The sequence below is a fragment of the Mumia sp. ZJ430 genome, from assembly GCF_011751845.1.
GTDB lineage: Bacteria > Actinomycetota > Actinomycetes > Propionibacteriales > Nocardioidaceae > Mumia.
In genome coordinates this window covers 498724-524024 of sequence record NZ_JAAHFK010000002.1, presented here as the reverse complement: position 1 = coordinate 524024, position 25301 = coordinate 498724, and the positions used below count along the sequence as shown (strand labels likewise).

Annotated in this window: 29 protein-coding genes; 10 read left to right on the top strand and 19 right to left on the bottom strand. The window is 69.5% G+C overall.

The window, feature by feature from the left end; genetic code table 11:
• Window positions 1–3: 3 nt before the first annotated feature.
• Both HCT63_RS09055 and HCT63_RS09050 read right to left on the bottom strand, forming a co-directional pair.
• The gene (locus HCT63_RS09055; RefSeq protein WP_167003368.1) at window positions 4–222 is read right to left on the bottom strand and encodes an antitoxin; all 219 of its coding nucleotides are present in this window, start codon (window positions 220–222) and stop codon (window positions 4–6) included.
• A 46-nt stretch (window positions 223–268) separates the two neighbouring features.
• Complete coding sequence (locus HCT63_RS09050) at window positions 269–739, bottom strand: NUDIX domain-containing protein (RefSeq protein WP_167003366.1); 471 nt, start codon at window positions 737–739, stop codon at window positions 269–271.
• A gap of 48 nt (window positions 740–787) precedes the next feature.
• Here HCT63_RS09050 and HCT63_RS09045 point away from each other — a divergent pair, with 48 nt between their 5' ends.
• Window positions 788–1474, top strand: a complete 687-nt coding sequence (locus HCT63_RS09045; protein ID WP_167003364.1) for a hypothetical protein — start codon at window positions 788–790, stop codon at window positions 1472–1474.
• A 23-nt stretch (window positions 1475–1497) separates the two neighbouring features.
• Here HCT63_RS09045 and HCT63_RS09040 read toward each other — a convergent pair whose 3' ends face one another.
• Window positions 1498–2634, bottom strand: a complete 1137-nt coding sequence (locus HCT63_RS09040) for a methyltransferase domain-containing protein (protein WP_167003362.1) — start codon at window positions 2632–2634, stop codon at window positions 1498–1500.
• Between the two features lie 327 nt (window positions 2635–2961).
• The gene (locus HCT63_RS09035) at window positions 2962–3246 is read right to left on the bottom strand and encodes an antitoxin (protein WP_167003360.1); all 285 of its coding nucleotides are present in this window, start codon (window positions 3244–3246) and stop codon (window positions 2962–2964) included.
• Window positions 3247–3311: 65 nt separating this feature from the next.
• Here HCT63_RS09035 and miaA point away from each other — a divergent pair, with 65 nt between their 5' ends.
• Entirely contained in the window at window positions 3312–4226 is a 915-nt protein-coding gene (miaA, locus tag HCT63_RS09030; RefSeq protein WP_182397092.1) for a tRNA (adenosine(37)-N6)-dimethylallyltransferase MiaA, read from the top strand.
• On the opposite strand, the gene HCT63_RS09025 is transcribed toward miaA, so the two are convergent.
• Genes HCT63_RS09025 through HCT63_RS09015 form a run of 3 tightly spaced genes read right to left on the bottom strand, consistent with a single transcriptional unit; the run spans window position 4223 to window position 5915 of the window.
• Window positions 4223–4678 carry an SRPBCC family protein gene (locus tag HCT63_RS09025; RefSeq protein ID WP_167004869.1) on the bottom strand — a complete coding sequence of 152 codons (456 nt, stop codon included), beginning with the start codon at window positions 4676–4678 and terminating at the stop codon, window positions 4223–4225. The genes miaA and HCT63_RS09025 overlap by 4 nt on opposite strands.
• The gene (locus HCT63_RS09020) at window positions 4675–5316 is read right to left on the bottom strand and encodes a TetR family transcriptional regulator (protein WP_167003357.1); all 642 of its coding nucleotides are present in this window, start codon (window positions 5314–5316) and stop codon (window positions 4675–4677) included. Before HCT63_RS09020 ends, HCT63_RS09025 begins: the two co-directional genes overlap by 4 nt.
• A 23-nt stretch (window positions 5317–5339) precedes the next feature.
• On the bottom strand, window positions 5340–5915 hold the full coding sequence (locus tag HCT63_RS09015; protein ID WP_167003355.1) for a TetR/AcrR family transcriptional regulator: 576 nt from the start codon (window positions 5913–5915) through the stop codon (window positions 5340–5342).
• 205 nt (window positions 5916–6120) lie between these two features.
• Between HCT63_RS09015 and dapF the strand changes: the two genes are divergently transcribed.
• Together dapF and hflX are read left to right on the top strand one after the other, a co-directional pair.
• Complete coding sequence (dapF, locus tag HCT63_RS09010) at window positions 6121–6945, top strand: diaminopimelate epimerase (RefSeq protein WP_167003352.1); 825 nt, start codon at window positions 6121–6123, stop codon at window positions 6943–6945.
• A gap of 31 nt (window positions 6946–6976) precedes the next feature.
• Window positions 6977–8383, top strand: a complete 1407-nt coding sequence (gene hflX / locus HCT63_RS09005; RefSeq protein ID WP_167003350.1) for a GTPase HflX — start codon at window positions 6977–6979, stop codon at window positions 8381–8383.
• 86 nt (window positions 8384–8469) lie between these two features.
• Here the strand turns inward: hflX and HCT63_RS09000 are convergent, their stop codons facing one another.
• The 5 genes from HCT63_RS09000 to HCT63_RS08980 are packed head-to-tail and all read right to left on the bottom strand — an operon-like array spanning window position 8470 to window position 13378.
• Entirely contained in the window at window positions 8470–9795 is a 1326-nt protein-coding gene (locus HCT63_RS09000) for an ABC transporter substrate-binding protein (RefSeq protein WP_167003348.1), read from the bottom strand.
• A gap of 5 nt (window positions 9796–9800) precedes the next feature.
• Window positions 9801–10889, bottom strand: a complete 1089-nt coding sequence (locus HCT63_RS08995) for a branched-chain amino acid ABC transporter permease (protein WP_167003346.1) — start codon at window positions 10887–10889, stop codon at window positions 9801–9803.
• On the bottom strand, window positions 10889–11779 hold the full coding sequence (locus HCT63_RS08990) for a branched-chain amino acid ABC transporter permease (RefSeq protein WP_243842958.1): 891 nt from the start codon (window positions 11777–11779) through the stop codon (window positions 10889–10891). The genes HCT63_RS08995 and HCT63_RS08990 overlap by 1 nt, the downstream gene beginning before the upstream one ends.
• Before the next feature lie 10 nt (window positions 11780–11789).
• Complete coding sequence (locus HCT63_RS08985; RefSeq protein ID WP_243842957.1) at window positions 11790–12509, bottom strand: ABC transporter ATP-binding protein; 720 nt, start codon at window positions 12507–12509, stop codon at window positions 11790–11792.
• A 2-nt stretch (window positions 12510–12511) separates the two neighbouring features.
• Entirely contained in the window at window positions 12512–13378 is an 867-nt protein-coding gene (locus HCT63_RS08980) for an ABC transporter ATP-binding protein (RefSeq protein ID WP_167003344.1), read from the bottom strand.
• A gap of 346 nt (window positions 13379–13724) precedes the next feature.
• Here HCT63_RS08980 and HCT63_RS08975 point away from each other — a divergent pair, with 346 nt between their 5' ends.
• Entirely contained in the window at window positions 13725–15632 is a 1908-nt protein-coding gene (locus HCT63_RS08975; RefSeq protein WP_167004860.1) for an ATP-dependent DNA helicase, read from the top strand.
• A gap of 114 nt (window positions 15633–15746) precedes the next feature.
• Here HCT63_RS08975 and lexA read toward each other — a convergent pair whose 3' ends face one another.
• On the bottom strand, window positions 15747–16460 hold the full coding sequence (lexA, locus tag HCT63_RS08970) for a transcriptional repressor LexA (RefSeq protein WP_167003342.1): 714 nt from the start codon (window positions 16458–16460) through the stop codon (window positions 15747–15749).
• A gap of 129 nt (window positions 16461–16589) precedes the next feature.
• Between lexA and HCT63_RS08965 the strand changes: the two genes are divergently transcribed.
• A complete protein-coding gene (locus HCT63_RS08965; RefSeq protein WP_167003340.1) occupies window positions 16590–17153 on the top strand; it encodes a LysM domain-containing protein in 564 nt (187 codons plus the stop codon).
• Window positions 17154–17190: 37 nt separating this feature from the next.
• Here HCT63_RS08965 and HCT63_RS08960 read toward each other — a convergent pair whose 3' ends face one another.
• The 5 genes from HCT63_RS08960 to HCT63_RS08940 all read right to left on the bottom strand — a co-directional run bounded on the left by HCT63_RS08960 (window position 17191) and on the right by HCT63_RS08940 (window position 20347).
• Window positions 17191–18012: a serine hydrolase gene (locus HCT63_RS08960; RefSeq protein WP_167003338.1), complete on the bottom strand. Its 822-nt coding sequence runs from the start codon at window positions 18010–18012 to the stop codon at window positions 17191–17193.
• Window positions 18009–18329: a SelT/SelW/SelH family protein gene (locus HCT63_RS08955; RefSeq protein WP_167003336.1), complete on the bottom strand. Its 321-nt coding sequence runs from the start codon at window positions 18327–18329 to the stop codon at window positions 18009–18011. Before HCT63_RS08955 ends, HCT63_RS08960 begins: the two co-directional genes overlap by 4 nt.
• Window positions 18326–19411 (bottom strand): beta-eliminating lyase-related protein, encoded by a 1086-nt coding sequence (locus tag HCT63_RS08950; protein WP_243842956.1) that lies wholly within the window; start codon window positions 19409–19411, stop codon window positions 18326–18328. The genes HCT63_RS08955 and HCT63_RS08950 overlap by 4 nt, the downstream gene beginning before the upstream one ends.
• A gap of 91 nt (window positions 19412–19502) precedes the next feature.
• Window positions 19503–19979, bottom strand: coding sequence for an SRPBCC domain-containing protein (locus tag HCT63_RS08945; RefSeq protein WP_167003334.1), 477 nt, complete (start codon window positions 19977–19979; stop codon window positions 19503–19505).
• 29 nt (window positions 19980–20008) lie between these two features.
• Window positions 20009–20347 carry a metalloregulator ArsR/SmtB family transcription factor gene (locus HCT63_RS08940; protein ID WP_167003332.1) on the bottom strand — a complete coding sequence of 113 codons (339 nt, stop codon included), beginning with the start codon at window positions 20345–20347 and terminating at the stop codon, window positions 20009–20011.
• Between the two features lie 156 nt (window positions 20348–20503).
• Here HCT63_RS08940 and HCT63_RS08935 point away from each other — a divergent pair, with 156 nt between their 5' ends.
• Together HCT63_RS08935 and HCT63_RS08930 are read left to right on the top strand one after the other, a co-directional pair.
• Window positions 20504–20833, top strand: a complete 330-nt coding sequence (locus tag HCT63_RS08935) for a DUF1330 domain-containing protein (protein ID WP_167003330.1) — start codon at window positions 20504–20506, stop codon at window positions 20831–20833.
• An 81-nt stretch (window positions 20834–20914) separates the two neighbouring features.
• Window positions 20915–22165, top strand: a complete 1251-nt coding sequence (locus tag HCT63_RS08930) for a hypothetical protein (RefSeq protein WP_167003328.1) — start codon at window positions 20915–20917, stop codon at window positions 22163–22165.
• Window positions 22166–22246: 81 nt separating this feature from the next.
• Here the strand turns inward: HCT63_RS08930 and HCT63_RS08925 are convergent, their stop codons facing one another.
• Window positions 22247–23224, bottom strand: a complete 978-nt coding sequence (locus HCT63_RS08925; protein WP_167003326.1) for a winged helix-turn-helix domain-containing protein — start codon at window positions 23222–23224, stop codon at window positions 22247–22249.
• 202 nt (window positions 23225–23426) lie between these two features.
• Here HCT63_RS08925 and HCT63_RS08920 point away from each other — a divergent pair, with 202 nt between their 5' ends.
• Together HCT63_RS08920 and HCT63_RS08915 are read left to right on the top strand one after the other, a co-directional pair.
• The gene (locus tag HCT63_RS08920; RefSeq protein WP_167003324.1) at window positions 23427–24530 is read left to right on the top strand and encodes a hypothetical protein; all 1104 of its coding nucleotides are present in this window, start codon (window positions 23427–23429) and stop codon (window positions 24528–24530) included.
• A 58-nt stretch (window positions 24531–24588) separates the two neighbouring features.
• Window positions 24589–25236: a potassium channel family protein gene (locus HCT63_RS08915; protein WP_167003322.1), complete on the top strand. Its 648-nt coding sequence runs from the start codon at window positions 24589–24591 to the stop codon at window positions 25234–25236.
• Window positions 25237–25301: the final 65 nt, after the last annotated feature.

The following is a 25301-nucleotide window of genomic DNA, read 5'->3' as shown; positions in this document are numbered from 1 at the left end:
CCGTCAGGTCGTCGGGTCGCCGTCGATCTTGTCGACCCCGTCCTTGAGCGCGTCGGCGCCCTTGTCGATCTTGTCGTCGTGCTTGCCACCGGTCTTGTCGCTGGCGAGGTCGGCGGCCTTGTCGATGCCCTGGTCGATCTTGTCGCCGTGCTCCTTGATCAGGTCCTGAGCCTTGTCCTTCAGGCCGTCGGCGTTGTCCTTGAACTTGTCGAGCAGTCCCATGGGTCCCCCGGGTACGTAGTGTGGTGATCTGCTCAAATCTTAGGCGTCACCGTGCGGCGTGCGACGTCAGCGTGAGGATCGGTGGCACCGGGCCGCGGAGGTAGGTCTCGATCACCACGATCTCGTGCTCGACCCCGGGCTGGGGGAGGTCGCGCAGCCTGAACCACCGCTGGTCAGCAGCCTTCTCGGGCTCCACGATGCGGGGCTCTCCGTCCCAGGCGCGCGCGATCCAGAAGAAGTCGACCCGCTGCTCGAGCGCGGGGCCGCCCTCGACCCACCGGTGCAGCGTCGTCAGCGGTTCCAACGCGTCGGGGGCGATCGAGACACCGGCCTCCTCGTACGCCTCGCGCTGAGCCGCCGTCCGTACGGACTCGTCCGCGTCGACGTGGCCGGCGATCATCGCCCAGCACCCGTCGCGGAAGCCGGTGTTCTGCCGCAGGTGCAGCAGGATCTCCTCCTCACCCAGCGGGCCACGGAGCAGCATCACGTACGAGGCGGGGACGAGCGCGTGTCTCATGCACAGCACTCTAGGCGGCGTGTCCGGCGGTCGCGTTAGCCTCGTGACGTGCTCGTCGCCGTCGCCGTGGTCCCGCAGACACCGTTGCTCGTCCCCGAGATCGCCGCCGGCGCGGCGGGAGAGCTGGAGCCGCTGCGCGCCGCCGCGATCGAGGCCGTGCGCGAGGCGGCGGGGGTGGCCGACAGGGTCATGGTCGTGGCGCCCGGGCCTGGGGAGGAGGCATACGACTCGGTGGTCGCGGACTTCTCGGCGTTCGGGTACGAGTGCCTCGATACGGGCGCCAGCGACGTCCGGCCTGGGTCCGCGCTGCCGCTGGGGGAGTGGTTGCTCTCCGCGGCGGGCGTCACGCTTCCGCGTACCTTCCGCGAGACCACGGGCACCGCGATCGACCTCGGCGGCCACGTCCGTACGGCGTTGCTCGTCCTCGCCGATGGCACCGCGAAGCGAGAAGAATCGGCTCCGGGCCACGTGGATGTGCGGTCACTCGCCTTCGACGCGGTGATCGGTACGGCGCTGGCCGGCGTCGATCTCGACGCCCTCGCCTCGCTGGACCCCGCTCTCGCCGACGCACTGTGGGCGAGTGGCGCCCCGGCGTTCCGAGCGCTCGCCGCGACCGTGCGTGCCGACGCGGCGGAAGGATGGGCGGCGCGACTCCGCTATGACGGGGCGCCGTACGGCGTCGCCTACTGGGTCGCCGTCTGGAGCCGAAAGGACGTATGGAGCCGCCCCGCTTGATCACGTACTTGCTGGCGGCGGGCTTACCGCCCGAGCGGCCCCGGAACACCACGTGGGGGACTTTGCACTAACCGGTAGACGCGGAACATATCGTTCTCGATCGCCAGCACTGCGACGTCGGCGAAGCCTGCCTCGCGGGCGTAGCCGCGGAGCACGTCCAGCCGCATCACCGTCCCTGTGGCGCGGGTTGGGCGGTGTGACATCCCGTCGGGGAGGCAGACGAGGACCGAGTAGCCGTACATCAGCTGCTCGACGGGGTCCCCGGGACCGCTGAACGCGTCGGGCACTCGCTCGTCTACGACCAGCACCCACCCGTCCGGAGCGGCCATCGCGTGCATGCTCGCCAGCACGGACACCGGGTCTGGCATGTCGTGGATGCACTCGAAGGCTGTCACCAGCGTGTAGTCGTACGCCCCATCGACGGATCCCGCGTCAGCGTGGTGGAAGCCCACCCGTTCGGAGACGTCATGGGCGACGGCGTTCCTTCGCGCGGCCGCGACTGAGTCGGCGTCCAGGTCGAAGCCGTCGACGGTGCTCGCGGGATAGCCGGAGGCGATGCCGATCGTGGACCAGCCGTCGCCGCAGCCGATGTCCGCGACACGCGCGCCGTCGGTAAGGCGCGCGTGGAGCTCTGGCAGCGACGGCAGCCACACCTGTGGGAGTGAGGTGAGGAACAGCGCACGGTTGGCATCGGCCTGGCCGCGCCGCATGCGCGGGCCGTAGTCGCGCCACGCGACCCCGCCACCGCTGCGATAGGCGTCGACGAGCTCGGGCAACCGGGCGCCGGCGGCAGCGACGATCTGGGTGACGGGAGTGAGGTATGACTCGAGCGACCGGTCGCACAGCACCTCGCGCTGCGCGGCGCTGAGCCCGTACGTGCGGGTGTCGCCGTCGTCGGAGGGAGCGGCGACCGCAATGAGGCCCGCGACTGCTTGCTGCTCGAGCCATTCGCGGGCGTATCGTGCATCGATCCCTGCGAGGGAGGCCAGTTGCGAGGGGCGGAGCGGACCGTGCTCGGACAGGAGGTCGTACAGGTTGAGCCTGTCGCCGAGGGCGATTGTCAGGCAGTCCATCGCGCCGAGAACGGATGCGAAGATCCGCCCGGCGAACGCGTCGGTCGCTCCGCCGTCGGCTGCAGTCCCGCCTGTCGCTTGGCCCATGCCTCAGGGTCCGGTGGCGCCCGGGGCACGGTCAATCCACATTGTCTGATGTGACCTGGACAACATCGTCGCGGGCCTGCTCGTCGGGTCACCTACCACCCCCGCGCCGGCCGTACCCCCACCTGGGATCCGCACGGCGGTCGACTTCCCTGAGCGCACCGTCACCGGCGCGGCGGGCAACACGATGCTCGCCGATCGCCACGGACGTGCGATGCAGCTGCGTGCGGGTGAGCGACGCGCGGGGCTGTACTGCGCCGATGCTGGCTCGCGTGTCGAAGCCGAGCCGCACCGTCACCAGGCGCTGACCGCGAGCGGACCGACGCCTCGTCAGGTGCCGGTGGGCGAGGGTGGGGTCGTCCCCGTCCCTGGTCCGTCGCCCGGGTCCTTGTCGAGCTTGTGGATCTGCTCCTTCGCGACGGCGTGGGCCTTGTCGATCTTGTCGTCGTACTTGCCCTTGCTCAGTTCCTTGGCCTTGTCGCGCACCGTCACGAGCGCGTCGTCAATCTTGTCGCCGTTCTCGGTGACGAGCGTGCTCGCGCGCTCCTTCATCTCACGGGCCAGGTCCTCGCTGGAGTCCTTGAACTTCTCGAAGGCCTCGTCGAACTTGCTCATGCCGATCTCTTCCTGCCGTGGCCGGATGCGGTGTGATGTGTGTGTTCGAATCTACGTCAGTCAGAATGGTCGCCGTGAGCCCTCCCGTCGTCGCAGTGGTCGGTCCGACCGCCGCCGGCAAGTCCGACCTCGCCGTCGCACTCGCGCAACGTGTCAGGGGCGAGGTGGTGAACGTCGACGCCTACCAGATCTACCGCGGCATGGACGTCGGTACGGCCAAGCTGGCGGAGGCCGAGCGGGGTGGGGTCCCGCACCACCTCCTCGACATCCTGGACGTCACCGAGCCGGCGACGGTCGCTGAGTTCCAACGGTGGGCGCGTGCCGCGTTGGAAGAGGTACGGGGGCGGGGTGTTACTCCGGTGCTCGTCGGCGGCTCCGCGCTGTATGTCCGCGCCGTGCTGGACGCGTTCGAGTTTCCCGGCACAGACCCGGCCGTACGGGCGCGGCTCGAGGCCGAGCTGCGCGAGCAGGGTCCTGAGGAGATGCACCGGCGGCTCGCCGCGCTCGACCCCGACGCCGCGACCAGCATCCTCGTTTCCAACGGTCGCCGGATCGTACGTGCGCTGGAGGTCGTCGAGATCACCGGTCGTCCGTTCGCCGCAACGCTGCCGGCCCACACCGCGTACTACGACGACGTGCGACTCCTCGGCATCGACGTCCCACGCGACGTGCTCGACGAGCGGATCGCCCGGCGCGTGGACCTGATGTGGGAAGCCGGTCTCGTCGACGAGGTGCGCAGGCTCGTGGCCGAGGGGTTGGCCGGCGGGCGCACCGCGAGCCGCGCGCTCGGCTACTCCCAGGTGCTCGCCTTTCTCGACGGCACGATGACCGAGGACGAGGCCCGCGAGGCGACCGTGCGGGGGACGCGGAAGTTCGCGAGGCGGCAGGACTCGTGGTTCCGCAAGGACCCGCGGATCGTCTGGCTGCCGTACGACGCGCCGGACCTCGTTGACCAGGCGCTCGCGGTAGTGGGGGGCTAACGGGCCTCGCGCGCGAGACGGCGACGCAGACGGCCCAGCGCGTGTGCGTACGACAGGCGCAGCAGTGGTGTCGCGACTCGCCAGAGCAGCGGCGCGAACGGACCACCGGGGACGCGGACCACCTCAGACCATCCGAAGTCGGTGCCCGTGCCCGTCGCGTCGGGGCTGCAGACGAATGTCCCGGTGCCGGACACGACCCGCCCGAGGTGCTCGACGTCGCAGCGGTGTGGTGGGTCCCACGAGGTCACGCGCATCGGGTCGTCGAAGCCGAACGGTCCGAGCCCCGTGCGGGCGACAATCAGGTCGCCGTCGGTACGGACCCGGGTTGCCGGGATCCACTCGCTCTGGCGCTCCCATGCCGTCACGTACTCCCACACCGCCTGGACGGGTGCGTCCACGTGCAGCGTCCCCGCGAGGTGACCCGTGCCGTCGGAGCGTACGGTCACGGTCATGTCGGTGGCTCCGACCGCCATCCGGCATACCCCAGGACGATCAGTCGCATCTGACGGCGCGCCTCGGTCTCGATCTGCTCGAGCACCTCGGGCCGGTCCGGCGACTCGATGATCTGCTCCGCCGTCGACACCATGATGTTGACGAACAGCTGTGACGCCGTCCGCACGTCCGCGTCGTTCCACGTGTCGAGGTGCGGGAACGTCCGCAGGTCGATGGCCAGCTCGCTCACGTACAGGCGCAGCTCGTCACGGATGCGGTGGCGGACCGCCGGTACCCCGCCGAACCGCTCGCGGGCGACGAACGCGAAGTGCGACCGGTGCAGTTGGACCTGCTCGACGATGATCGATGCCGAGGCGGTGATCACGTCGGCGTACGTCTGGGGGTCCTGGCGTGCAAGGCGCATCATGCCGCGCAGGGTGTCGAACGACTGGTCCACGAGGGCCAGGCCGAGCTCCTCCATAGTGGCGAAGTGTCGGTAGAACGCGGTCGGGACGACGCCAGCACGCCGCGCGACCTGTCGCAGGCTGACCCCGGCGAATCCGTGCTCGTCGGTGAGCTCGAGCGCGGCGTCGAGGAGAGCCTGCCGGGTGCGCTCCTTCTGCTCGTGACGCGTGACGGCGTCGTCGGAGTCGTGCACCGGGGCACCTTATCGCGACGACGTCACGCGACGATGAGACTTCGCACGACGTCCTTGAGCACGTGGACCGCATCGTCGTCCCACACCGCCTCATCGGTCAGCAAGAGCGCACGCAGACCGCTGATGACGGCGATCAGCAGCGTCGCCTGGTGCTTCACGTCGCGCTCCGTTCGGCGCCCGCCCTCTCGCTCGATCGCGTTCAGCGTCTTCTCCACGTCGACGCGCAGCCACATGCTCCGCTCCACGAGCAGGTCCTCCATCTCCACCCAAGCCTGAGGCCCGTAAGCCTCGGCGTGCGTCAAGAACCACCCGATGATCGCGTCTCGCTCGGTCGACACCGGCGGGAGGATCTGGCGAAGCACCGCGAGGAGTTTGGCATCGGCCGAGACGAGCGAGGGGTCGACGTCAGCCAGACCGAAATCGACAGGGTTGAGCCGACGGCCGACCGCCGAGAACAGCTCGGCCTGGGTAGCGAAGTAGTGGCGGAGCGTTCCGACGGCGATCTCGGCGCGCGCCGCGACAGCGCGGACAGTGAGCGCTTTCCAACCACCCTCGGCGACCATCTGGCTGGCGATGTCGACGATATCGGCGCGATTCATCGTGGCGTCACGTCCTCTGGGGTCGGCGGGAGAGGAGCAGGGTCCGTCCAAAAGTCACGTACGGCGTACGCGTACAGCGTGCGCCTGTTTTGGTCAGACCCCTCCGTCATCCCCAGCGCGCGCCGGCGGCGGCGTCGGTCCACAGGGATGCGTGTGCAGGGACGGCGTTCCGCGGGGCCAGAGGCGGGGCACCTAGACTTGCGGGGTGAGGACCTTCGCGTGGCTCAAGGGCCACGGCACCGAGAACGACTTCGTGATCCTGCCCGACCCGGACGGGACGGTGCATGGTGTGCTCGACGCGTCGTTCGTGGCCGCGCTGTGCGACCGGCGCCGGGGGATCGGTGCTGACGGTGTGCTGCGTGCCGTGCGCGCGACGGATGCCGACGCAGAGTGGTTCATGGATTACCGCAACGCGGACGGGTCGATCGCGGAGATGTGCGGCAACGGGGTGCGGGTGTTCGCCCATTACCTCGCCGACGCTGGACTCGTCGATCCGTCCCACCCGGTGCCGGTGGCCACCCGCGACGGCATCAAGGTCGTGACGTACGCGCCCGACGGGACGATCGCTGCCGACATGGGCACGCCTCGTCTGCTGGGCGAGTCGAAGGTCGTGGCCGAGGGGGTCGCTCGGACAGCGCGGCATGTCGATGTCGGCAACCCGCACGCGGTCGCGTTCGTCGGCGAGCTCGATGAGGCAGGGACGCTGCTGGCGGAGCCCGAATATGACGCCTCTGTCTATCCCGAAGGTGTCAACATCGAGTTCGTCGCCCGACGCGGCCCGCGGCACGTGGCGATGCGGGTGCACGAGCGCGGAGCGGGGGAGACCCGCTCCTGCGGCACGGGTGCGGTGGCTGCCGCCCTGGCGAGCGCCTCGGCCGACGGCGCCGATCCCGTACGGGATGGAGAGGTGACGTACCGGGTGGACGTGCCCGGTGGCACGCTACGCGTGACCTGGCGGGCTGACGGGCACGCTGTTCTCGCCGGTCCGGCACTCATAATCGCTCGCGGCGATCTGACGTGGCTGGGATGATCGACCGCACTGCCGACGTTGCAAGGAACAGATGACTGCACACGAACGTACCGAGACAGACCACGCCGAGACCCACGACGGCGACCAGTTCGACCTTGCCGACCGCAACTCGTTGCGCCGGATCGCCGGGCTGTCGACCGAGCTCGAGGACATCAGCGAGGTCGAATACAGGCAGCTGCGCCTCGAGCGCGTCGTCCTGGTCGGGGTGTGGACCGACGGTTCCGCGACCGACGCCGAGAACTCGCTCGCCGAGCTCAAGCTCCTGGCCGAGACCGCCGGGTCCGAGGTCCTGGACGGACTGGTCCAGCGGCGTCAGCGTCCTGACCCGGCGACCTACATCGGCCGAGGCAAAGTTGACGAGCTCGCCGAGATCGTGCGCGTGACCGGCGCCGACACGGTGATCTGCGATGGCGAGCTCGCCCCGAGCCAGCTGCGCAACCTGGAGGACAAGACCAAGGTCAAGGTGGTCGACCGTACCGCCCTGATCCTCGACATCTTCGCCCAGCACGCCAAGTCGCGTGAGGGGCGCGCCCAGGTCGAGCTGGCGCAGCTGCAGTACATGAAGCAGCGCTTGCGCGGCTGGGGTGGCAACCTCTCGCGCCAGGCCGGTGGACGTGTCGGCGGCGACGGCGGCGGCATCGGCTCGCGTGGTCCTGGTGAGACCAAGATCGAGACCGACCGGCGTCGCATCAACGACCGCATCGCCAAACTCCGCCGCGAGATGGGCGAGATGCGCAAGACCCGCGACACCAAGCGGGCGAACCGCCAACGCCACCAGGTGCCGGCCGTCGTGATCGCCGGCTACACCAACGCCGGCAAGTCGAGCCTGCTCAACCGCCTGACGCGGGCGGGCGTCCTCGTCGAGGACGCGTTGTTCGCAACGCTCGACCCGACGACGCGTCGTACGGAGACCTCCGACGGCCGCGAGTACACGCTGTCGGACACCGTCGGATTCGTCCGCCACCTCCCTCACCAGCTGGTCGAGGCGTTCCGCTCGACGCTGGAGGAGGTCGCTGACGCCGACCTCGTCCTGCACGTCGTCGACGGGTCGCACCCCGATCCCGAGGGCCAGATCAACGCGGTGCGCGAGGTGTTTGCCGACATCGACGCCCTCGGAGTGCCCGAGATCATCGTCATCAACAAGGCCGACGCCGCCGACCCGCTGGTCCTGTCGCGCCTCCTTGCACGCGAGCCGCACGCCGTCGTGGTGTCGGCCCGCACCGGCGAGGGCATCGACGAGCTGCTCAGTGCGGTCGAGGTCGACCTGCCGACGCCCGCGGCGAAGGTCGACGTCGTGCTGCCGTACGAGCGCGGAGACCTGCTCAACCAGATCCACCTGCACGGCGAGATCGACTCGCTCGAGCACACGCCCGACGGCACCCACGTCGTCGCCCGCGTGCACGACGAGCTCGCCGGCGCACTGGCCCAGTACGCCTGACACGCGACGGGCGCCGACCCACCCGCAGGTGAGTCGGCGCCCGTACGGTCGGGGCTAGTCCTTCCCAGGGCTAGTCCTTCCCAGGGCTAGTCCTTCCCAGGAATGCCGGACGACGGCGGGGTGCTGGCGTCTCCGGTGTACTCCTCGATCGGCGCGTCACCGACGTCGGTCTGGAGGACCGGGGTCTTGTCGGCGGTCGTGCCGTTCGCCTGGATCTCGACGAGCTTCAGGCCGCCGATGCCCGCGTGGCGGTCCTCGGAGTAGCGGAACGGCACGTAGTTCGGGCCACCGAGGTCCGCACCGTCCTGCTCGAAGGTCTCCACGATGGACTCACGGCTGAGGTCGTCGCCCGTGCGCTGCAGCGCATCGACGAGCGTGAACGCCTGTGACATGCCGTACACCTTGTAGTTGGTCAGCGGCGAGCCGTCGCCGTACTCGTCCCAGACCTTCTGCCACAGCTTCGTCCAGTCGCTGTCGGGCTCGGAGGCCTGCGGCATGTAGGTGGTCGTGTAGACACCGGCCAGCGGGCTCGCGCCCTTGATAGCGCCCTGCGAGAACTCCTCGAGGAGCGATCCGACGAGCCCGGAGTCGGAGCCGACGTTGGTGTAGAACCAGGTCGGCTTGAAGTTGAGCTTCATCGACACCAGCTGCGACAGCGCGGTGTAGGACGGGACGTTGAACCCCACGACGACGTCCGCGCCCGACTTCTGCAGCTCGGCGATCTGCGGGCCGACATCGGTGTTGCCGGGGACGTACTTCACCTGGGCGACGATCTGGTCGTCGATGAACTGCTCGAGGCCGCGGGTGCCGTCCTCGCCGAGCTCGTCGTCCTGACCGAAGATGCCGACCTTGGCGTCGGGCATGTTCTCGGCGATGTACTGGCCGATGACCTTGCCCTCGGACTCGTAGTCGGGCTGCCACCCGAACGTCATCGGCAGCTCCTCGGCGTTGTCCCACAGGAGCGATCCGGACGACACCGTCAGGTCGGGAACGCCCTCGGCGTTGAGGAAGTTCGTGACCGCCTGGTGGGTCGGGGTGCCGAGTCCCCCCACGATCGCGAACACCTCGTCCTTGAGGACCAGCTCGTTGACGACCTCGGACGTCTTGGCCGGGTTGTAGCCGTCGTCCTTGGCGATGAACTCGATGTCACGGCCGCTGACGCCGCCGTTGGCGTTGACGAAGTCGTAGTAGGCCTTGTGACCGAGCGGGATCTCGCTGTAGCCGGGCGCTGCGACACCCGTGAGCGGGAAATGACCGCCGATCTTGATCGAGTCCTCGGTGAGGCCGACATCGGTCGAGCCGCCGTCGTCATCACCGCCACCGCACGCGGCGACGACCAGTGCGGAGGCGGCGAGCGCCGCCCCGAGTACGAGTCGGCGACTCCTGCGCGCCGGCTTGGGCTGATGAGCCATGGATCTCATCCCTTCTGGGTGGGTGTTGCGGGGTGGAGACGGCGCAGGCGTGCTCGCCGCCATGCCGTCATGAAGGTCCCCATCACTCCTCCAGGTGCGAGGAGCATCACGAGGACGAGGACGATGCCGTAGATCAACGGCGACATCTGAGCGGCCTGGGTGTCCGACAGGCCGCCCGGCCCGGTCGACATCGAGGTCACCCACGGCGGCAGGAAGACCAGCACCGCAGCGCCGATGAACGCTCCGGTGATGCTGCCGAGCCCGCCGATCACCGCAGCGGTGAGCAGCGAGAGCGAGAGGACGATGGTGAACGCGCTCGGTGCCGCGAGGCGGACCACGATCGCCATCACGGCGCCGGCCAGCCCGGCGTACGCCGCGCTGATGACGAACGCCTGCACGCGGGTACGGCCGAGGTTGATGCCGGCAATCTCCGCCGCGACCTCCTGGTCGCGGACCGCTCGCCAGTGGCGCCCGATCTTGGAGCGGCGCAGGTTGAGGGCGAAGAAGAGGGCGACGACCAGGCAGAACAGGCCGAGGTAGGCGACGTACTTCGACGACGTGGCGAACTCGCCCGACACTGTGTCGATGAACGACACGAACCACTCGGGCGGCCGCGGTGAGGCGACGGTCAGACCGACCTCTCCGTTGAACGTGCCCTTGAAGTAGAGCGCGACGCTCGGAAGGGCGACGGCCAGCGCGAGCGTGGCACCGGCGAGGTACGGCCCGTGGAGCCGCGCCGCGCCAATGCCGACGACGAACCCGACGACCGAGGTCACGACGACCGCGGTCAGCGCGACGACGGGGAACGGGAGCGGAGTCTCGGTGTCGAGCATGAGCGCCGTCGTGTAGGCGCCGACGGCCATCAACGCCCCGTGGCCGAGCGAGATCTGACCGTTCAGTCCCGTGAGGGCGGTCAGGCCGATCGCCGCGATGGCGTAGTAGGTGAGCGAGGAGAGCTGGGTGTTCGTGTAGCGGTCGGTGGACTCCAGCAGGAGAACGCCGAGGAGCAGGACGGCGACGCTGATCAGCAGGCTGCGCGTGAGGTTGAGATCGAGCAGGCGCTTTGCGGGCCTCGTGGCGGCATCGGTCGTCATCAGACCCTCCTGGCCTTCGTGCTGGAGAAGAGACCCCCGGGCTTGAGCAGCAGGACGACGATCAAGAGGACGAACGCGGCCATCGTGACGAGTCCGGAGGCCACGTACCCGGAGACGACGGAGTTGACCACGCCGAGCAGGAGGCCACCGACGACGGCGCCGACCGGGCTGTCGAGCCCGCCGATGACCGCGGCGATGAACCCGAACGCGATCAACGTCTCCATGTAGCTCGGATAGATGAAGGTGCCCGTCGCCACGAGGATCCCGGCGACCGACCCGACGAGACCGGCCAGCGCCCACCCGAAGGTGAGCAGGTGCGAGACCTTGATCCCGAGGATGCGTGAGACCTCGCCGTCGAAGGCCGCCGCGCGCATCGTGAGCCCGAGCTGCGTCTTCTGGAACAGCAGCGTGAGTCCGACGACGACGACACCGACCGTGCAGACGACGAAGATGCTGGTCGGCGTGAGCGCGAGGTTGAGGTCGCCGGCCTGGAACCCGGCCATGCCGAAGGGCGACGGGAACGACTGGTAGTCGGACCCGAACAGGATCGCGGCCAGCGCCTGGATCGCCACGTACAGACCGAGGGTAGCGATGACGATGTTGAGCTCCATGCCGCCCTCGAGCGGTCGGATGACGACCCGCTCGAGCAGGGCGCCGATCACGAAGCCGGCGGCGAGCGCGCCCGCGAATGCAGCCCAGTAGGGAAAGTCCTGGTTGAGCAGCGCCAGGGCGATGTACGTGGTGAACATCGCCTGCGAGCCCTGAGCGAAGTTGATGATCCGGGTCGACCGGAAGATCAGCACGAGGGCGAGCGCGAACGCGGCGATCACGATGCCCTGGGTGAGTCCGTTGAGCAGGACGTTGACGAGCTTTTGGATGTCGTCGGTCATGGTCTCCTCCTCAGAACCCGAGGTATGAGTGACGGAGCGCGGCGTCGTTGCGCAGGACCTCGGCGGACTCGGTCACGACGACCTTGCCGAGGTTGAGCACGACACCGGTGTGCGCGATGGACAGGGCGCTGCGGGCGTTCTGCTCGACGAGGAGCACCGTGAGGCCGGAGTCGGCGACCAGGCGGCGGATCAGGTCGAAGATCTGCGCCACGATCCGCGGAGCGAGGCCCAGCGAGGGCTCGTCGAGGAGCAGCAGCGTCGGCCGCGACAGCAGGGCACGTGCGATGACGAGCATCTGACGCTCGCCGCCGGACAGCGTGTGCGCCTGCGCGCTGCGGCGGTCGCCGAGCACGGGGAACAGCTGATAGGCGTCGTCGAGCGAGCGGACCGGAGCCGGCACGTCGTCCGGACGTTTGGCTGCGCCGCGGGCGCCGAGGCGAAGGTTCTCCTCCACGGTGAGCTCGGCGATGACGCCGCGGCCCTCGGGGACGTGGGCCATCCCGCGGTGCACCATCGACTCGACGGGCGCGCCGGTGATGTCGGTGTTGTCGAGCGTGATCGTCCCCGATGTCGGGCGGACGAGCCCGGACACGGTCCGCAGCAGCGAGGTCTTGCCGGCACCGTTGGCGCCGAGCACCGCCGTGATGCGTCCGGTCTCGACCGTCATGTCGACGGCGTCGAGAGCACGGACCGGCCCGTACGTGGTGGTGAGGTTGGCGATCGTGAGCACGGTCAGCCCTCCTTCGTCACGGCGGCAGCCGGTCCGGCATCGAGCGAGGTCGTGTCGATCTCGCTGCCGCCCGTCACCTCGGCGCCGAGGTAGGCGGCGATGACCAACGGGTCGTCGCGGACCTCCGCAGGCGTGCCGCGCGCGATCACCTGACCGAAGTCGAGGACGGTGATCGTGTCGCAGATACGCATGACGAGATCCATGTGGTGCTCGACGAGGAGCACGGACATGCGGTCCGTGAGGCGGCGTACGAGATCGCCGAGCTCGTCCATCTCGCCCTCGGACAGACCAGCGGCGGGCTCGTCGAGCAGGAGGAGGCGCGGCTCGGCCACGAGGGCACGGGCCAGCGCGACCTTCTTCTGGTCGGGGTACGGCAGCATGCCCGGATAGCGCGGCGCGAGGTGCGCGGCTCCCAGGTCGGCCAGCGCCTGCATCGCGCGCTCGCGCAGCGCCTGCTCGTCGCGGCGCCCTCGAGGGAGTCCGAAGGCCGCCGACACGAACCCGCTGCTGGACCGGACGGCAGCACCGGTCATCACGTTCTCGAGCGCGCTCATGCCCGTGAACAGCCCGACGCCCTGCAGCGTACGGGCGATGCCGAGGCCTGCCAGGTCGTGGGCGCGGAGATTCTCCAGGCGTGAGCCTTCCCAGGTGAGCGACCCCTCGTCGGGGCGGACGAAGCCGCAGCAGACGTTGAAGAACGTCGTCTTGCCAGCGCCGTTCGGGCCGATCACTCCGTGGACCTGGCCGGGCTCGACCCGTACGCCGACGTCGTCGAGAGCGACGAGGCCGCCGAAGCGGACGGTCACGCCTTCGGCCACGAACGCGCCGTGCGGCGGCGGGTCGGGAGTGGGCTCGACGGGAGGGGTCATGCGCGTCCTTCCGAGAGGGGGCGGTGTCATCCGGGCAGGGAGGTGTGATCCAGACCACATGACGTCGTGACGCCGAACGCTACCGACCTGAGTGGGGTAAGCAAGCGCTTAGTCCGAGCGGGCCCTCAATCGTTACCGGATGGTGACTCGCCGTCGCGGCGTACGAGCCTGTGAGTCGCCGCCACGGGACGTCCGCGCGGCTCGGTAGGCTGCGTCGGTGACCTCGTCGATCTCGGAACACCCCGCAGCGCCCGACGCCGATCCCGAGCGACGCGCGCAGGTCGGCGCCGTCCTCCATGCAGCCGTCGAGGCCGTGGGTGGCACTGAACGACCGGGGCAGGTCCAGATGGCCGAAGCGGTCGCCGGCGCCTTCGCGCGCGGCGAGCACCTGCTGGTGCAGGCCGGGACGGGCACCGGCAAGTCGCTCGGCTACCTCGTGCCGAGCCTGCTGCACGACCGCCGTGTCGTCGTGGCGACCGCGACCCTCAACCTCCAGCACCAGCTCGTCGAGCGCGACATCCCGGCGCTGCTCGACGGTGCCCGGACCGTTCTCTCAAGCACGCCGAAGCACGCGGTCGTCAAGGGCCGCGGCAACTACGCTTGCCTCCACCGCATCCGCGAGGGCGCGCCCGACGAGCAGGGCGTCCTGATCGAGGCGCCGTCGGGCTCGCTCGGTGAGGAGGTCGTGACCCTGCGGGCATGGGCCGAGGAGGAGACCGACCGGAGCGGCGTGGGCGACCGGGACTCGGCGCCCTCGCACACCGAGCGGGCGTGGCGCCAGGTGAGCGTCCACGCGCGGGAGTGCCTCGGCGCCGCCCGCTGCCCGTACGCGCAGGAGTGCTTCGCCGAGCGGGCGCGCGACGACGCCGCCGATGCCGACCTGGTCGTCACCAACCACGCGCTCCTCGCGATCGACGCGATCGACGGAGTTCCGATGCTCCCCGAGTACGACACCGTCGTCGTGGACGAGGCCCACGAGCTGGTCGCCCGAGTCACCCAGGCCTCGACGGCCGAGCTGTCGCCTCCGATGGTCGAGCGGGCCGCGCGCCGCGCCCGGGCCTTCGTCCGCGGGCGGGAGGCCGATGACCTCGAGGACGCGACCGACGCGCTGCGCGACGCTCTCGAGGTGACCCCGCCGGGTCGCATCGCGTCACCGACCGACCAGCTCGCGGACGCGCTGGCCCTCGTACGAGACACCGCGCGCGCGTGCCACTCTGCGATCCCGAAGGAGTCGCAGGAGGGCGAGACCGATGCGGCTCGCCAGCAGGTCAAGGGGCTCGTCGACGAGGTCCGCAAGGTCGCCGAACGCATGGCGGCGGCCTCCGAGGCCGACGTGCTGTGGCTCGCCGAGCGTGAGGGCTCGCGTGGCGGCAACGAGCTGCGTATCGCGCCCGTCGACGTGGCACTGACGTTGCGCGACAAGCTGTTCGGCGAGAACACGGTCGTGCTCACCAGCGCGACGCTCAAGCTGGGTGGCGGCTTCGACTCCGTGGCACGATCGGTCGGGCTGTGGGCGACGGAGCAGGTCGGGGTCGGCCCCGCGGACAAGGCCGAGTCCGACGAACGCGACTTCGCATGGGACGCGGTCGACGTGGGCTCGCCGTTCGACTACGCGAAGCAGGCGATGCTCTACGTCGCGCGCCACCTGCCGCCGCCGGGGCGCGACGGGATGGCCGACGCGACCGCGGACGAGATCGTCGACCTCGTCCGTGCGGCAGGCGGGCGTACGCTCGGGCTCTTCTCGTCACGGCGGGCCGCCGAGGCGGCGACCGAGGTCGTCCGCGAGCGGCTGCCGGAGATCGAGGTGCTGTGCCAAGGAGACGCGCAGCTGCCCGAGCTGGCGCGCCGGTTCACCGAAGACCCGCACACGTGCCTCTTCGGCACGTTGAGCCTGTGGCAGGGCATCGATCTGCCTGGCACGACGTGTCAGCTCGTGATCATCGACCGGATCCCGTTCCCTCGACCCGACGACCCGCTGATGAGCGCGCGCCAGCGCCTCGTCGAACGCCAGGGCGGCAACGGCTTCATGGCGGTGGCCGCGACCCACGCCGCGCTCCTGCTGGCTCAAGGGGCCGGACGGCTCATCCGCCGCTCCGACGACCGCGGCGTCGTCGCGGTGCTCGACTCCCGCCTGGCCAAGGCGCGGTACGGGTCGTTCCTCGCGTCCTCGATGCCGCCGATGTGGCGGACGGTCGATCGCGGGCAGATCTTGGGAGCGCTCAAGCGGCTCGACGCGGCCGCGTCCGCCAACTGACGTACGGGTGCCGGCTCGCCGGCGAGCGCGGGAGGGGGCGTCGCGGGGCGGGTCCGGACACACATGTGGGCGCGAGACCGAGGGGATCTCGCGCCCACCACACGACACGTGGGGTCAGACGCGTCGCATGACCGTGGTGACCTTGCCGAGGATCGTGGCGTCGGTGCCGTCGATCGGGTCGTACGCCGGGTTGTGGGGGAGGAGCCAGATCTCGCCGTCTTTGCGCTGCAGTGTCTTGACGGTCGCCTCGCCGTCGAGGAGGGCAGCGACGATCTCGCCGTTCTCGGCGGTCGGCTGCTGACGGACGACCACGTAATCGCCGTCGCAGATCGCGGCATCGACCATCGAGTCTCCGCGGACCTCGAGCATGAACAAGGTGCCCTCGCCGACGAGCGTGCGGGGGAGCGGCATGATCTCCTCGACGCGCTCCTCGGCCAGGATCGGCCCACCGGCGGCGATCCGGCCGACCATCGGCACGTACGCTGGCGCGGGGCGCGCGTCGCCGGACGCGGTGTCGTCGAAGCCGAAGTCGAGTGCGTCGCCGATCGAGCGGCGGGCCGCGAGGACGTCGGGAAGGAAGACCTCGATCGCGCGCGGGCGGTTGGGGTCGCGGCGGACGAAGCCGTTGCGCTCGAGGACCTTGAGCTGGTGAGCGACCGAGGAGACGCTCGCGAGACCCACCGCAGCGCCGATCTCGCGCATGCTGGGCGGGTAGCCCTTCTGCTCGATCGACTCGCGGATGATCTCGAGCACGCGGCGCTGGCGGGGAGTCAGCCCGCTCGCGTCCGGTGGGCCGTCGGGGAGCTCGGAAACCTCGGCTTTGGTCATGTACTGACCCTAGTACCGGGCGGCGGTTCGATCAAACATATGTTCGACCGTCGCGTGTCGTACGACACTCGAAAGTTTGTTCGAGCGGGTCCTTCACATCTGTCGGTGCGTGTGGTTAGGTTCGTACACATGTTCGATCGAACGCGTGTTCGGCTCCGGCTACGGATCCACCAGCTGGTCAGCCGTCTCGCCGCCGTCGGGCAGGCCGTACGAGTCCGAGACCAGGAGGACACGATGAGCACCGTCCCCAGCACCTGCGACCGCACCGTGATCACCCTCGACACGCCGCTGACCCGAGCGGTGGCGCGTCACCCCGCAGGCAAGGGGAGGCCGGCGGCGCACACGGCGCCGACGCGACCCACGGCACGTCCGGAGCGTCGTGCCGCCCCGCGCAAGCCGTCGTACCGGCTGACGCGTCGGGGGCGTTTCGTGGTGTTCGTCGCGGCGATGGTCGCCTTCGGCGGGCTCACCGTCGGGTTGGGCACGCAGGTCATCGCGACCTCGGAGGCGGGCGAGCCTGTCCCGAGCCGGGTGGTGACCGTGCAGCCGGGCGAGACCGTCTGGGACCTCGCGGCCGAGGCCAACCCTCGGGGCGACATCCGCGAGACCGTCCAAGACATCGCTGACCTCAACTCGCTCGCGAGCGCGGGCGAGATCGTGGCCGGCGCGACGATCTACGTGCCTCTCTACTGAGAGCGACGGTCTTCGTTGCGATCGTGTCGCAGAGCGCTCAGGCGTGACCGTCGATGACGGCGCGCAGCCAGAGCCCGACCGCGCGCATGTCGTCCAGCACGCGGTCGCGCACGGACGGCTCGGCGTCGTCGTCCCACTCCGCGATCACCGCGTACGCGAGGGTGCGTGCCGGGCTGGACACAAGCCCGACGTCGCCCCGTACGGTCTCGATCGTGCCGGTCTTGTTCCAGAGGACGACGCCGCGGTCCGGACCGGCGTGGGCGAGCGGGTCGAGGCCGAAGGCGCTGGCGACCATGGACAGGTCGGTGTTCGCGCCGAGCCATCCGCTGACCATCTCGCTGATGGTGGGCGACAGGATCTCGCGGCGATGGAGGCGTGCGCAGAAGTGCGCGAGGTCTGCCGCGCACCCGACCGAGAGCGTCGGGGGGTGCTCGGGGCCGCGATCGTTGCGAACCCGGTCGAGGAGCCGACTGCGCTCCATGCCGATCCGCGTCGCCGTCTGTGTGATGGCCTCGAGGCCGAGCCGTCGCAGCAGCACGTTGGTGGCGAGGTTGTCGCTGACCGCGCCCACGAGCGTGCACGCGTCCGCGACGGGCAGGGTGTCCGTCCGCAGGAGGTGCCACAGGCCGGAGTCGGCGACCCCGTCCTCGTCCGTACGGGTGAGCGGCTCGTCCGGGTCGAGCCGCTCGGTCGCGATCTGGTGGGCGGCCTCGACGAGCAGGACGAGCTTGCCGATGCTGGCCGTCGGGAGGATGAGGTCGGGTTCGAAGGACGCGAGCACGTGGTCGTCGTCGGCGTCGCGCACCTCGACCGACCACCGGACGTCGTCGCGCAGCTGCGGGAGGGGTGGGACGGTCACGCGTCCGCCCCGGGTGCGTCGGTCGTACGGTCGGCGTGCCCGAGCGGCCGGTCCGGATCGATGCGGTCGCGCACCCGGCGCTTGAGCTCGGCGGCGTCCGGGAACCCGCCGTCGTCCTTGCGGTCCCACACGAGGTCGCCGTCGACGGCCACGCGGAAGACGCCGCCCGTCCCGGGGACGAGCGCGACCTCAGCGAGCTCGGTGCCGAACGTGCTCAGGAGCTCCTGCGCCATCCACCCTGCACGCAGCAGCCACTGGCACTGCGTGCAGTAGGTGATCTCGACGCGCGGGGTCTCGACAGGCTCGGCCGTCGTCATCCGAAGGCCTTGCGCAGCGCACCGAGGAACGCGTCGACGTCCTCGTCGGTCGTGTCCCAGGAGCACATCCACCGAGACTCGACGAAGTCCGGGTGCGCGCCGGGGCGCCAGTCGTAGAACGGGTGCTCAGCGCGTACGGCGTCCGCGACCGCGCGGGGGAGCGTCGGGAACACCACGTTCGCCTGCGTCGGGTTGGCGACGTGGAGCAGCGGTGCGCCGGTCTCATGCGTACGGCCGTCGCGTGCGAGCTCGGACGCGAGCGTGTCGACGCCCTCGCGAAGGCGCGTCGCGCGCGCGTTCGAGGCGGACGCGTTCGCGAGCCACAGGTCGTCCGCAGGGTCGAGGAGGGCGGCGAGCTGCGCGGAGACGTACCGCATCTTCGAGGCCAGCTGCATCGACATCTTGCGGACGAACTCGATGCCCGCGACCGCCTCGTGGTTGAGGACGACGACCGCCTCGCCGAGCAGGATCCCGTTCTTGGTGCCGCCGAACGAGAGCACGTCGATGCCGAGGTCGGTGGTGATCTCGCGGAGGGAGAGTCCGAGGTGCGCGGCGGCGTTCGCGAGCCGGGACCCGTCGACGTGGACGCGCATCCCGTACGAGTGGGCGGTCTCGACGAGTCCACGCACCTCGTCGACGGAGTAGACGGTGCCGAGCTCAGTCGACTGGGTCAGCGATACGGCCAGCGGCTGCGGGCGGTGCGGGTCGCCGAGGTTGAGCGTGTACGGAGCGAACGACTCGGGCCGCATCTTGCCGTCGGGCGCCTCGACCGTGAGGAGCTTGATGCCGGCCACGCGCTCGGGGGCGCCGTTCTCGTCGGTGTGCAGGTGAGCGACGTCGGTGACGATCGCCGAGCCCCATCGGGGGAGTGCCGCCGCGAGCGAGACGACGTTGGCGCCGGTGCCGTTGAAGACGGGGTACGCGACGGCGTGGTCGCCGAAGTGGTGCCGTACGACCTCGGCGAGGCGCTCGGTCCACGGGTCGGCGCCGTACGAGACGGCGTGACCGTCGTTCGCCGCGGCGACGGCCTCGAGGATCGCAGGATGAGCGGGGGCGTAGTTGTCTGATGCGAACGCTGCCACGCCGGTCAGCCTATGCGTTCCCTCCCTCCGGACGTCATACGGATCGTGGGTCGAAACCCACGATCCGTATGACGTCCGGGCCGGCAGGGGGTCACGACTCGGCGAGATGCTTGTCGAGACGGACGAAGCCCTCCTCCATGCCTCCCTCCATGCCGGACTCGACCATGCCGTCGCGGTCCTCGACCGACGTGAATGCGGTGACGTTGTCGATGCGCGTACGGCCGTCTCCGAGGTCGGTGAAGCGCATCGTCTCGAGCGAGACGTGGCCCGGGACGCCGTCGAACTCGAACGTCCGGGTGATGCCGTTCTCGACGGACGGCTCTCCGTGATAGACCCCGCGGAACCCGTACTCGGTGCCGTCGGTGTCCTTCTGGACCCACTGCCAGCGCCCACCGTCGCGGACCTCGTTGACCGGGATCTCGGTCGTGAGGCGGTCCGGGCCGAGCCAGTTCTTCTGCATGTCGTCGTCGGTGAACGCGTGGTACAGACGCTCGGGCGTCGTGGCGAACGTGCGGGTGATGGTGATCGTGGTCGTGCCGGGTGCGGCGGTGACCTCGAGGTCGGACATGGTTCCCCCTTGGGGTGGTCGGTGATCGGTCAGGAGCCGTCGGACGAGGTGTCGGCCTCGGCGAGGAGCGTCTCCAGCCGGGCGAAGCTGTCTTCCCAGTACGCCCGGTAGTCCGCGAGCCAGTCGGTGGCCTCGCGCAGCGGCGCCGCCTCGAGATGGCTGATCCGCATCGTCCCCTGCTGCGTCCGGGACACGAGCCCCGCACGCTCGAGGACCTTGAGGTGTCGCGACACCGCGGGCTGCGACATCGCGAACATCGCCGTGAGCTCGTTCACGCTGGCGTCATCCTGAGCCAGTCGGGCCAGGATGGCGCGCCGTGTCGGGTCCGCGAGGGCCCCGAACACCGCGTCGAGCTCGTCGTCCGTCATGTTCTATAACCGATCTGTTGTATAACTGGATTGTTTTAGAATGCGCCTCTGAGCACGGCCTGTCAACCCCTCGAAACCATGACCTCCGAGGTCATCGACTTCGCGCATCCCGGCACGTGAGGCTGGGGTGACAGCACACAAGGAGAGGAGCATTTGATGACTGCGTACGCGATCGCCCACATGCGCGAGGTCTCGATGGGGCCGGAGATCGTCGAGTACCTGGAGCGCATCGACGAGACCCTGGCGCCCTTCGGGGGTCGGTTCGTCGTGCACGGCGGCACGGTGACCGAGGTGGAAGGCTCCTGGCCCGGCAACGTGATCATCATCGGCTTCCCGGACCGGGCGCACGTGACGGCCTGGTACACGTCGCCCGCCTATCAGGCGATCCTGCCGCTGCGTATCGAGAACGGGGTGTCGGACGTGATCGTCGTGGACGGTGTCGACGAGCACCACAAGGCGACGGACATCCTGACCGCTGGTACGTAACCAACCAGGCGTGACGAAGACAAAACGGACTGGCCGTGAACCCTGCGGTCCTCAAGGTGGACTGCGAAGGGGGAAACTTCCATGAACAGAACCATCCGTGTGACCGGCGCTCTGGCCGGCACCGCACTTGTAGCGGGGGTGCTGGTCGCCAGTGGCCCGAGCGCCTCCGCCGACAACGTCAGCGTCCCGCCCGTACGGACCATCAAGGGCGCCACCAACACCGAGCTGAACCAGCCGCTCGGGATGTACGTCCGAGGCGGCCACATCCATATCAGCAACTTCGGCGGGGGCTCTGTGAGCGTCTTCGCCGCCAACGCCAACGGTGACGTACCGCCGCTGAGGCACATCGCCGGCGCTGCGTCGGGGCTGTCGTCGCCGCGCCATGTCGCGGCCGACAGCGCCGGGTTCACCTGGGTCGCGAACTCGACGGCGACAGCCGCCAACCGCGTCCTCGCGTTCGGTCCGGCCGCCGACGGGAACGTCGCACCGGACTCGAAGTTCGACCCGGGGTTCGTCCCGTTCGGCATCGCGATCGACAAGAACAACAAGGTGAACGTCTCCGACAACGTGAGCACGATCAAGGTGTTCCCGCTCTCCGCGACTGGCACACCGGCTGCGGAGCGCACCATCACGAGCACCCGGCTGACCAACGCGCGTGGCCTCGCGGTCGACAGCGTGAACCGTCTGTGGGTGGCGAACGGTGGCGGCGACTCCGTCGTCGCGTTCTCGCCGGGCGCGACGGGCAACGCGACGCCGGCGCGAGTGATCAAGGGCCCGAAGACGCAGATCCAGTTCGCCACGGACGTCGCGACCGACTCGTCTGGGCGGGTGTACGTCGCCGACCACCAGGCGCACGACATCAAGGTCTTCGCCGCCAACGCGAACGGTGACGTCGCGCCGATCAAGACGCTCGGCGGACCCGCGGCGGCGCTGACGCTGCCCGCTGGGGTGTCGATCGCGTCTAACGGCACGATCGTCGTGTCCGACTACGACGGCAACGACGTCTCGTCGTTCGCCTCGCTCTTCCGGAAGGCCGCCAAGGTCCCAGGTAAGCCGCGGGCCGTGAAGGTCGCCGGCAAGCGTGGCGCGAAGACCCGCAAGGTCTCGTGGAGGGCGCCGGCGAACAACGGCGGGGCCAAGATCACCGGCTACCGGCTCGTCGTCAAGAAGGGCGGCAAGACCCTGCTGCGGAAGAACTTCGGTCCGAGCAAGCGGTCGTACAAGATCAAGCGCGCCAAGCTGCGCAACGGCAAGAACACCGTCTACATCAAGGCGAAGAACAGCAAGGGCTTCGGCAAGAACGCCAAGAAGTCGTTCCGCGTCCGCAAGTGAGGTAACACTCAGGTGGGGCAGGTCTTCGTGACCTGCCCCACCGGCGTGCCCGCCTGAGAACCTGCCCGACCCGGCGCGACGTCACCGGGTCGGGCGCATCAGCTCGACGCCGAGCTGGGTGACGGTGTGGAGCACGGTCTCCGCATCGCGGCGGCTGCTGATCAGACCGGCCTCGCGCAGGGTACGGGTGTGATAGCTGACCGTGCCGGCCGATACCCCTGCTCGGCGGGCGATCTCCCCGTTGGTGGCACCAGCCATGCACGCCGCGAGCACCGACGCGCGGCTGCCCCCGATGAGGGCCTCCAGGGCCTGCTCCGGGTGCGCGGCGACGTGGTCCGCGGCGGTGCGGAGGAGGGGGTAGACGAGCACCTGAGGCAGTGCCGGGTCGGAGAGGGTCACCGGTCGCTGCCAGCAGAAGTACGAGGGCACGAGATGGAGTCCGCGCCCGTCGAGGTAGACGTCGCGATCGTCGACGTGGTCGAGGACCTGGAGGACCGGCGGACGCCACTGGAGCGACGGGCCGAGGCCACAGAGAAGCCCGTCCACGCCACCGTCGAGGGAGTGACGGATGCGCACCGACCGCTCGCTGTCGAAGACGTCCTGCATCTGTCCGGCGACCGGCTCGATCACGGCCTGGTGGTAGGCGCGCAGTGTCGTGGTCAGGTGGCGACGGTTCTCGAGGCCGGTGAGTGCGCGGAGCGGCGAATGGCCGCGCCTGCGTGTGTCGAGGCGCGCGATCTCGTCCGCGACGCGACGTTCGGGCGCGGCGAGGATCGCCTCGAGCGCTGCGTCGAGGCCGGCCGCGCCCTCACCCGGCGTCAGGAAGTCGGGGAAGTAGCGGGCCCGGGGGAACAGCGGCAGCAGCAGCGTCCGGACGGCACGACCGAGGGACGTACCGCGCAGCGTGCGCATGACGTCCGCGTGCCAGCGTCCGTGCGCACGGCGTCCGTGGCCGGTCTGGAGGCGGTGCAGGCTCGAGGCGACCTCCCACATCGGGTCGGGTGCGTCGGCCAGTCGTGTGCGCGCGAGGTCAAGCTCGCTGAAATGAATGCGGAGCACTGGAATCCCCCTGTCCAGGACTTCCCCAGGCTTGCAGACCTTGCGGTCGACGCGGTTCCGCTTTTCAAGCGTCGTCGAAAAGCCTTCCGCGCTCCCACGCGAAGGTGTGATGCTCGTCCCTTATCTCGGGACGGGCCGGTCACAAAAGAACCGCGCTCGGTGTCGATCCCTCGTACGGACCTACGAACAGGGGAGAACGCGCATGAACCGCACACGTCTTGTCGGTGCCGTGGCCGGCGCCGCGCTCGCTGGCGGGGTGCTTGCTGCCGCTCCGGCGGAGGCGGCCGCAGCTGCCGAGCCTGTCGACGTCCGACCAGAACGCACGATCATCGGCACGCGGGGTGGAGTGAATCCGTGGGACATCCTGCTCACCGCGAGTGGACGCGTCTACGCGTCGGACTATCACCGGCACCGGGTTGTCGTGTACGGGGCCAGAGCGCGAGGAAACGCCAAGCCGCTTTACCGGCTGCAGGGCCCACGGACCAGGATCGTGAACCCAGGGGGACTGTCGCGCGACGCCAAGGGGCGGCTGCACGTCTTCAGCGACAGGCGCATCCTTGTGTTCGCCAAGAACGCCCGCGGCAACGTACGCCCGGTCCGCCAGATGCGCCCGCGTCCCAACCCCATCCCTGACAAGGCGCGCGGAGCGTACGCCACCGAGCGGAACGTCGACGGTCGGCTTTGGGTCGGCTGGGGCGAGGAAGGCTTCATCGAGGTCTTCGCGCCGGGTGCGGGCAAGGACGCCAAGCCTGAGCGAAAGATCACCGTGGACCGGCCCGGACTGTGGGAGCCGGAGATGCTGCGCTTCGACCGCGCAGGTCGGGTGTACGTCGGAACCCACACGGGTGAGGTCGACGTCCTCTCGCCGAACGCGAACGGCGTCACCAAGCCGCTCTTCACCCTCAGCAACGCGCGTCAGTCGCACATCGACGGGATGTCCATGATCCGGTCTGGCAAGCTCGCCGTGTCCGACGGACGCAAGATCGTGGCCTATCCGCGTCTCCTCGCGCCCACGCGGCCGTGGAAGGTCCGGCGGGTGACCGTGGCTCGCTCCGCTGGGGCGGCGAAGCGTGTGGTCCGGTGGCGCAAGCCGGTCGCGGACGGTGGAGCCTCAATCACGCGGTACAAGGTCACGGTCATGCGCGGCGACCGGGTCGTGAAGGTTGCCGTGGTGAAGGGCTCACGACGGTCGTACGTGCTGGCGCGGCGCGATCTGCCCGCCGGGGAGAACACCGTGCGTGTGCGGGCGAAGAACCGCAAGGGGTACGGACCGGTGGCTCAGGCCACCTTCACGGTGCGGAAGTAGCTCGTGGACGACGCGATGGTCCTGCGCACAGACACGTTGAGCCCTAGGCTCACGTGTCGTGGAGGACCAGCGTGTGCCACGAGGAGACCGGTACGGGATCTTGCTGATCCTGCTCGCCGTTGTGGTGCTGCTCGTGCCGGTCGAGAACACGCTGCTGAGACCTGTGGTGGCTGCCCTGCTCGGGGCGGTGCTGTTGTTCGCACAGCGGACGTCGGGGGCACGGCGGCTGGTGATCCTCGTGTCGATGGTCCTCGTCGTGCTGAGCGTGGTGGCGAGCGCGGTTTCGCAGATCGCGGAGGACCGCGAGGCGACGATGGCGTACTCGGCGATCGTCGTGATCCTCTGCCTGGGCACGATCGCGACGATCGCCGCCCACCTCATCCGCGATCCGTCGCTCGACGTGCACATCGTGCTCGGGGTCATCGTCGTCTATCTGCTGCTCGGCTACGCGTTCTCCGGCGTGTACGCGTTCATGGGGGCGCGAGACGGCGTGTTCTTCGCCCAGACCGACGCCATCCACAGCTCGGTCGACTTCTTCTACTTCAGCTTCATCACGATCACCACGACCGGGTTCGGCGATCTCACGCCGCTGACGGACACCGGCAAGATGATCGCCGCCTTCGAGGCGCTCATCGGGCAGGTCTACCTCGTGACCGTGGTCGCGCTCGCGGTGTCGGGCGTGACGAACCGCCGCCGCGCCGCCTGACTCGCGCTCCTCCCGCCGGGTGAGCGAAGCCTCGACACGCACATCCACATCCACACGGACGGAGC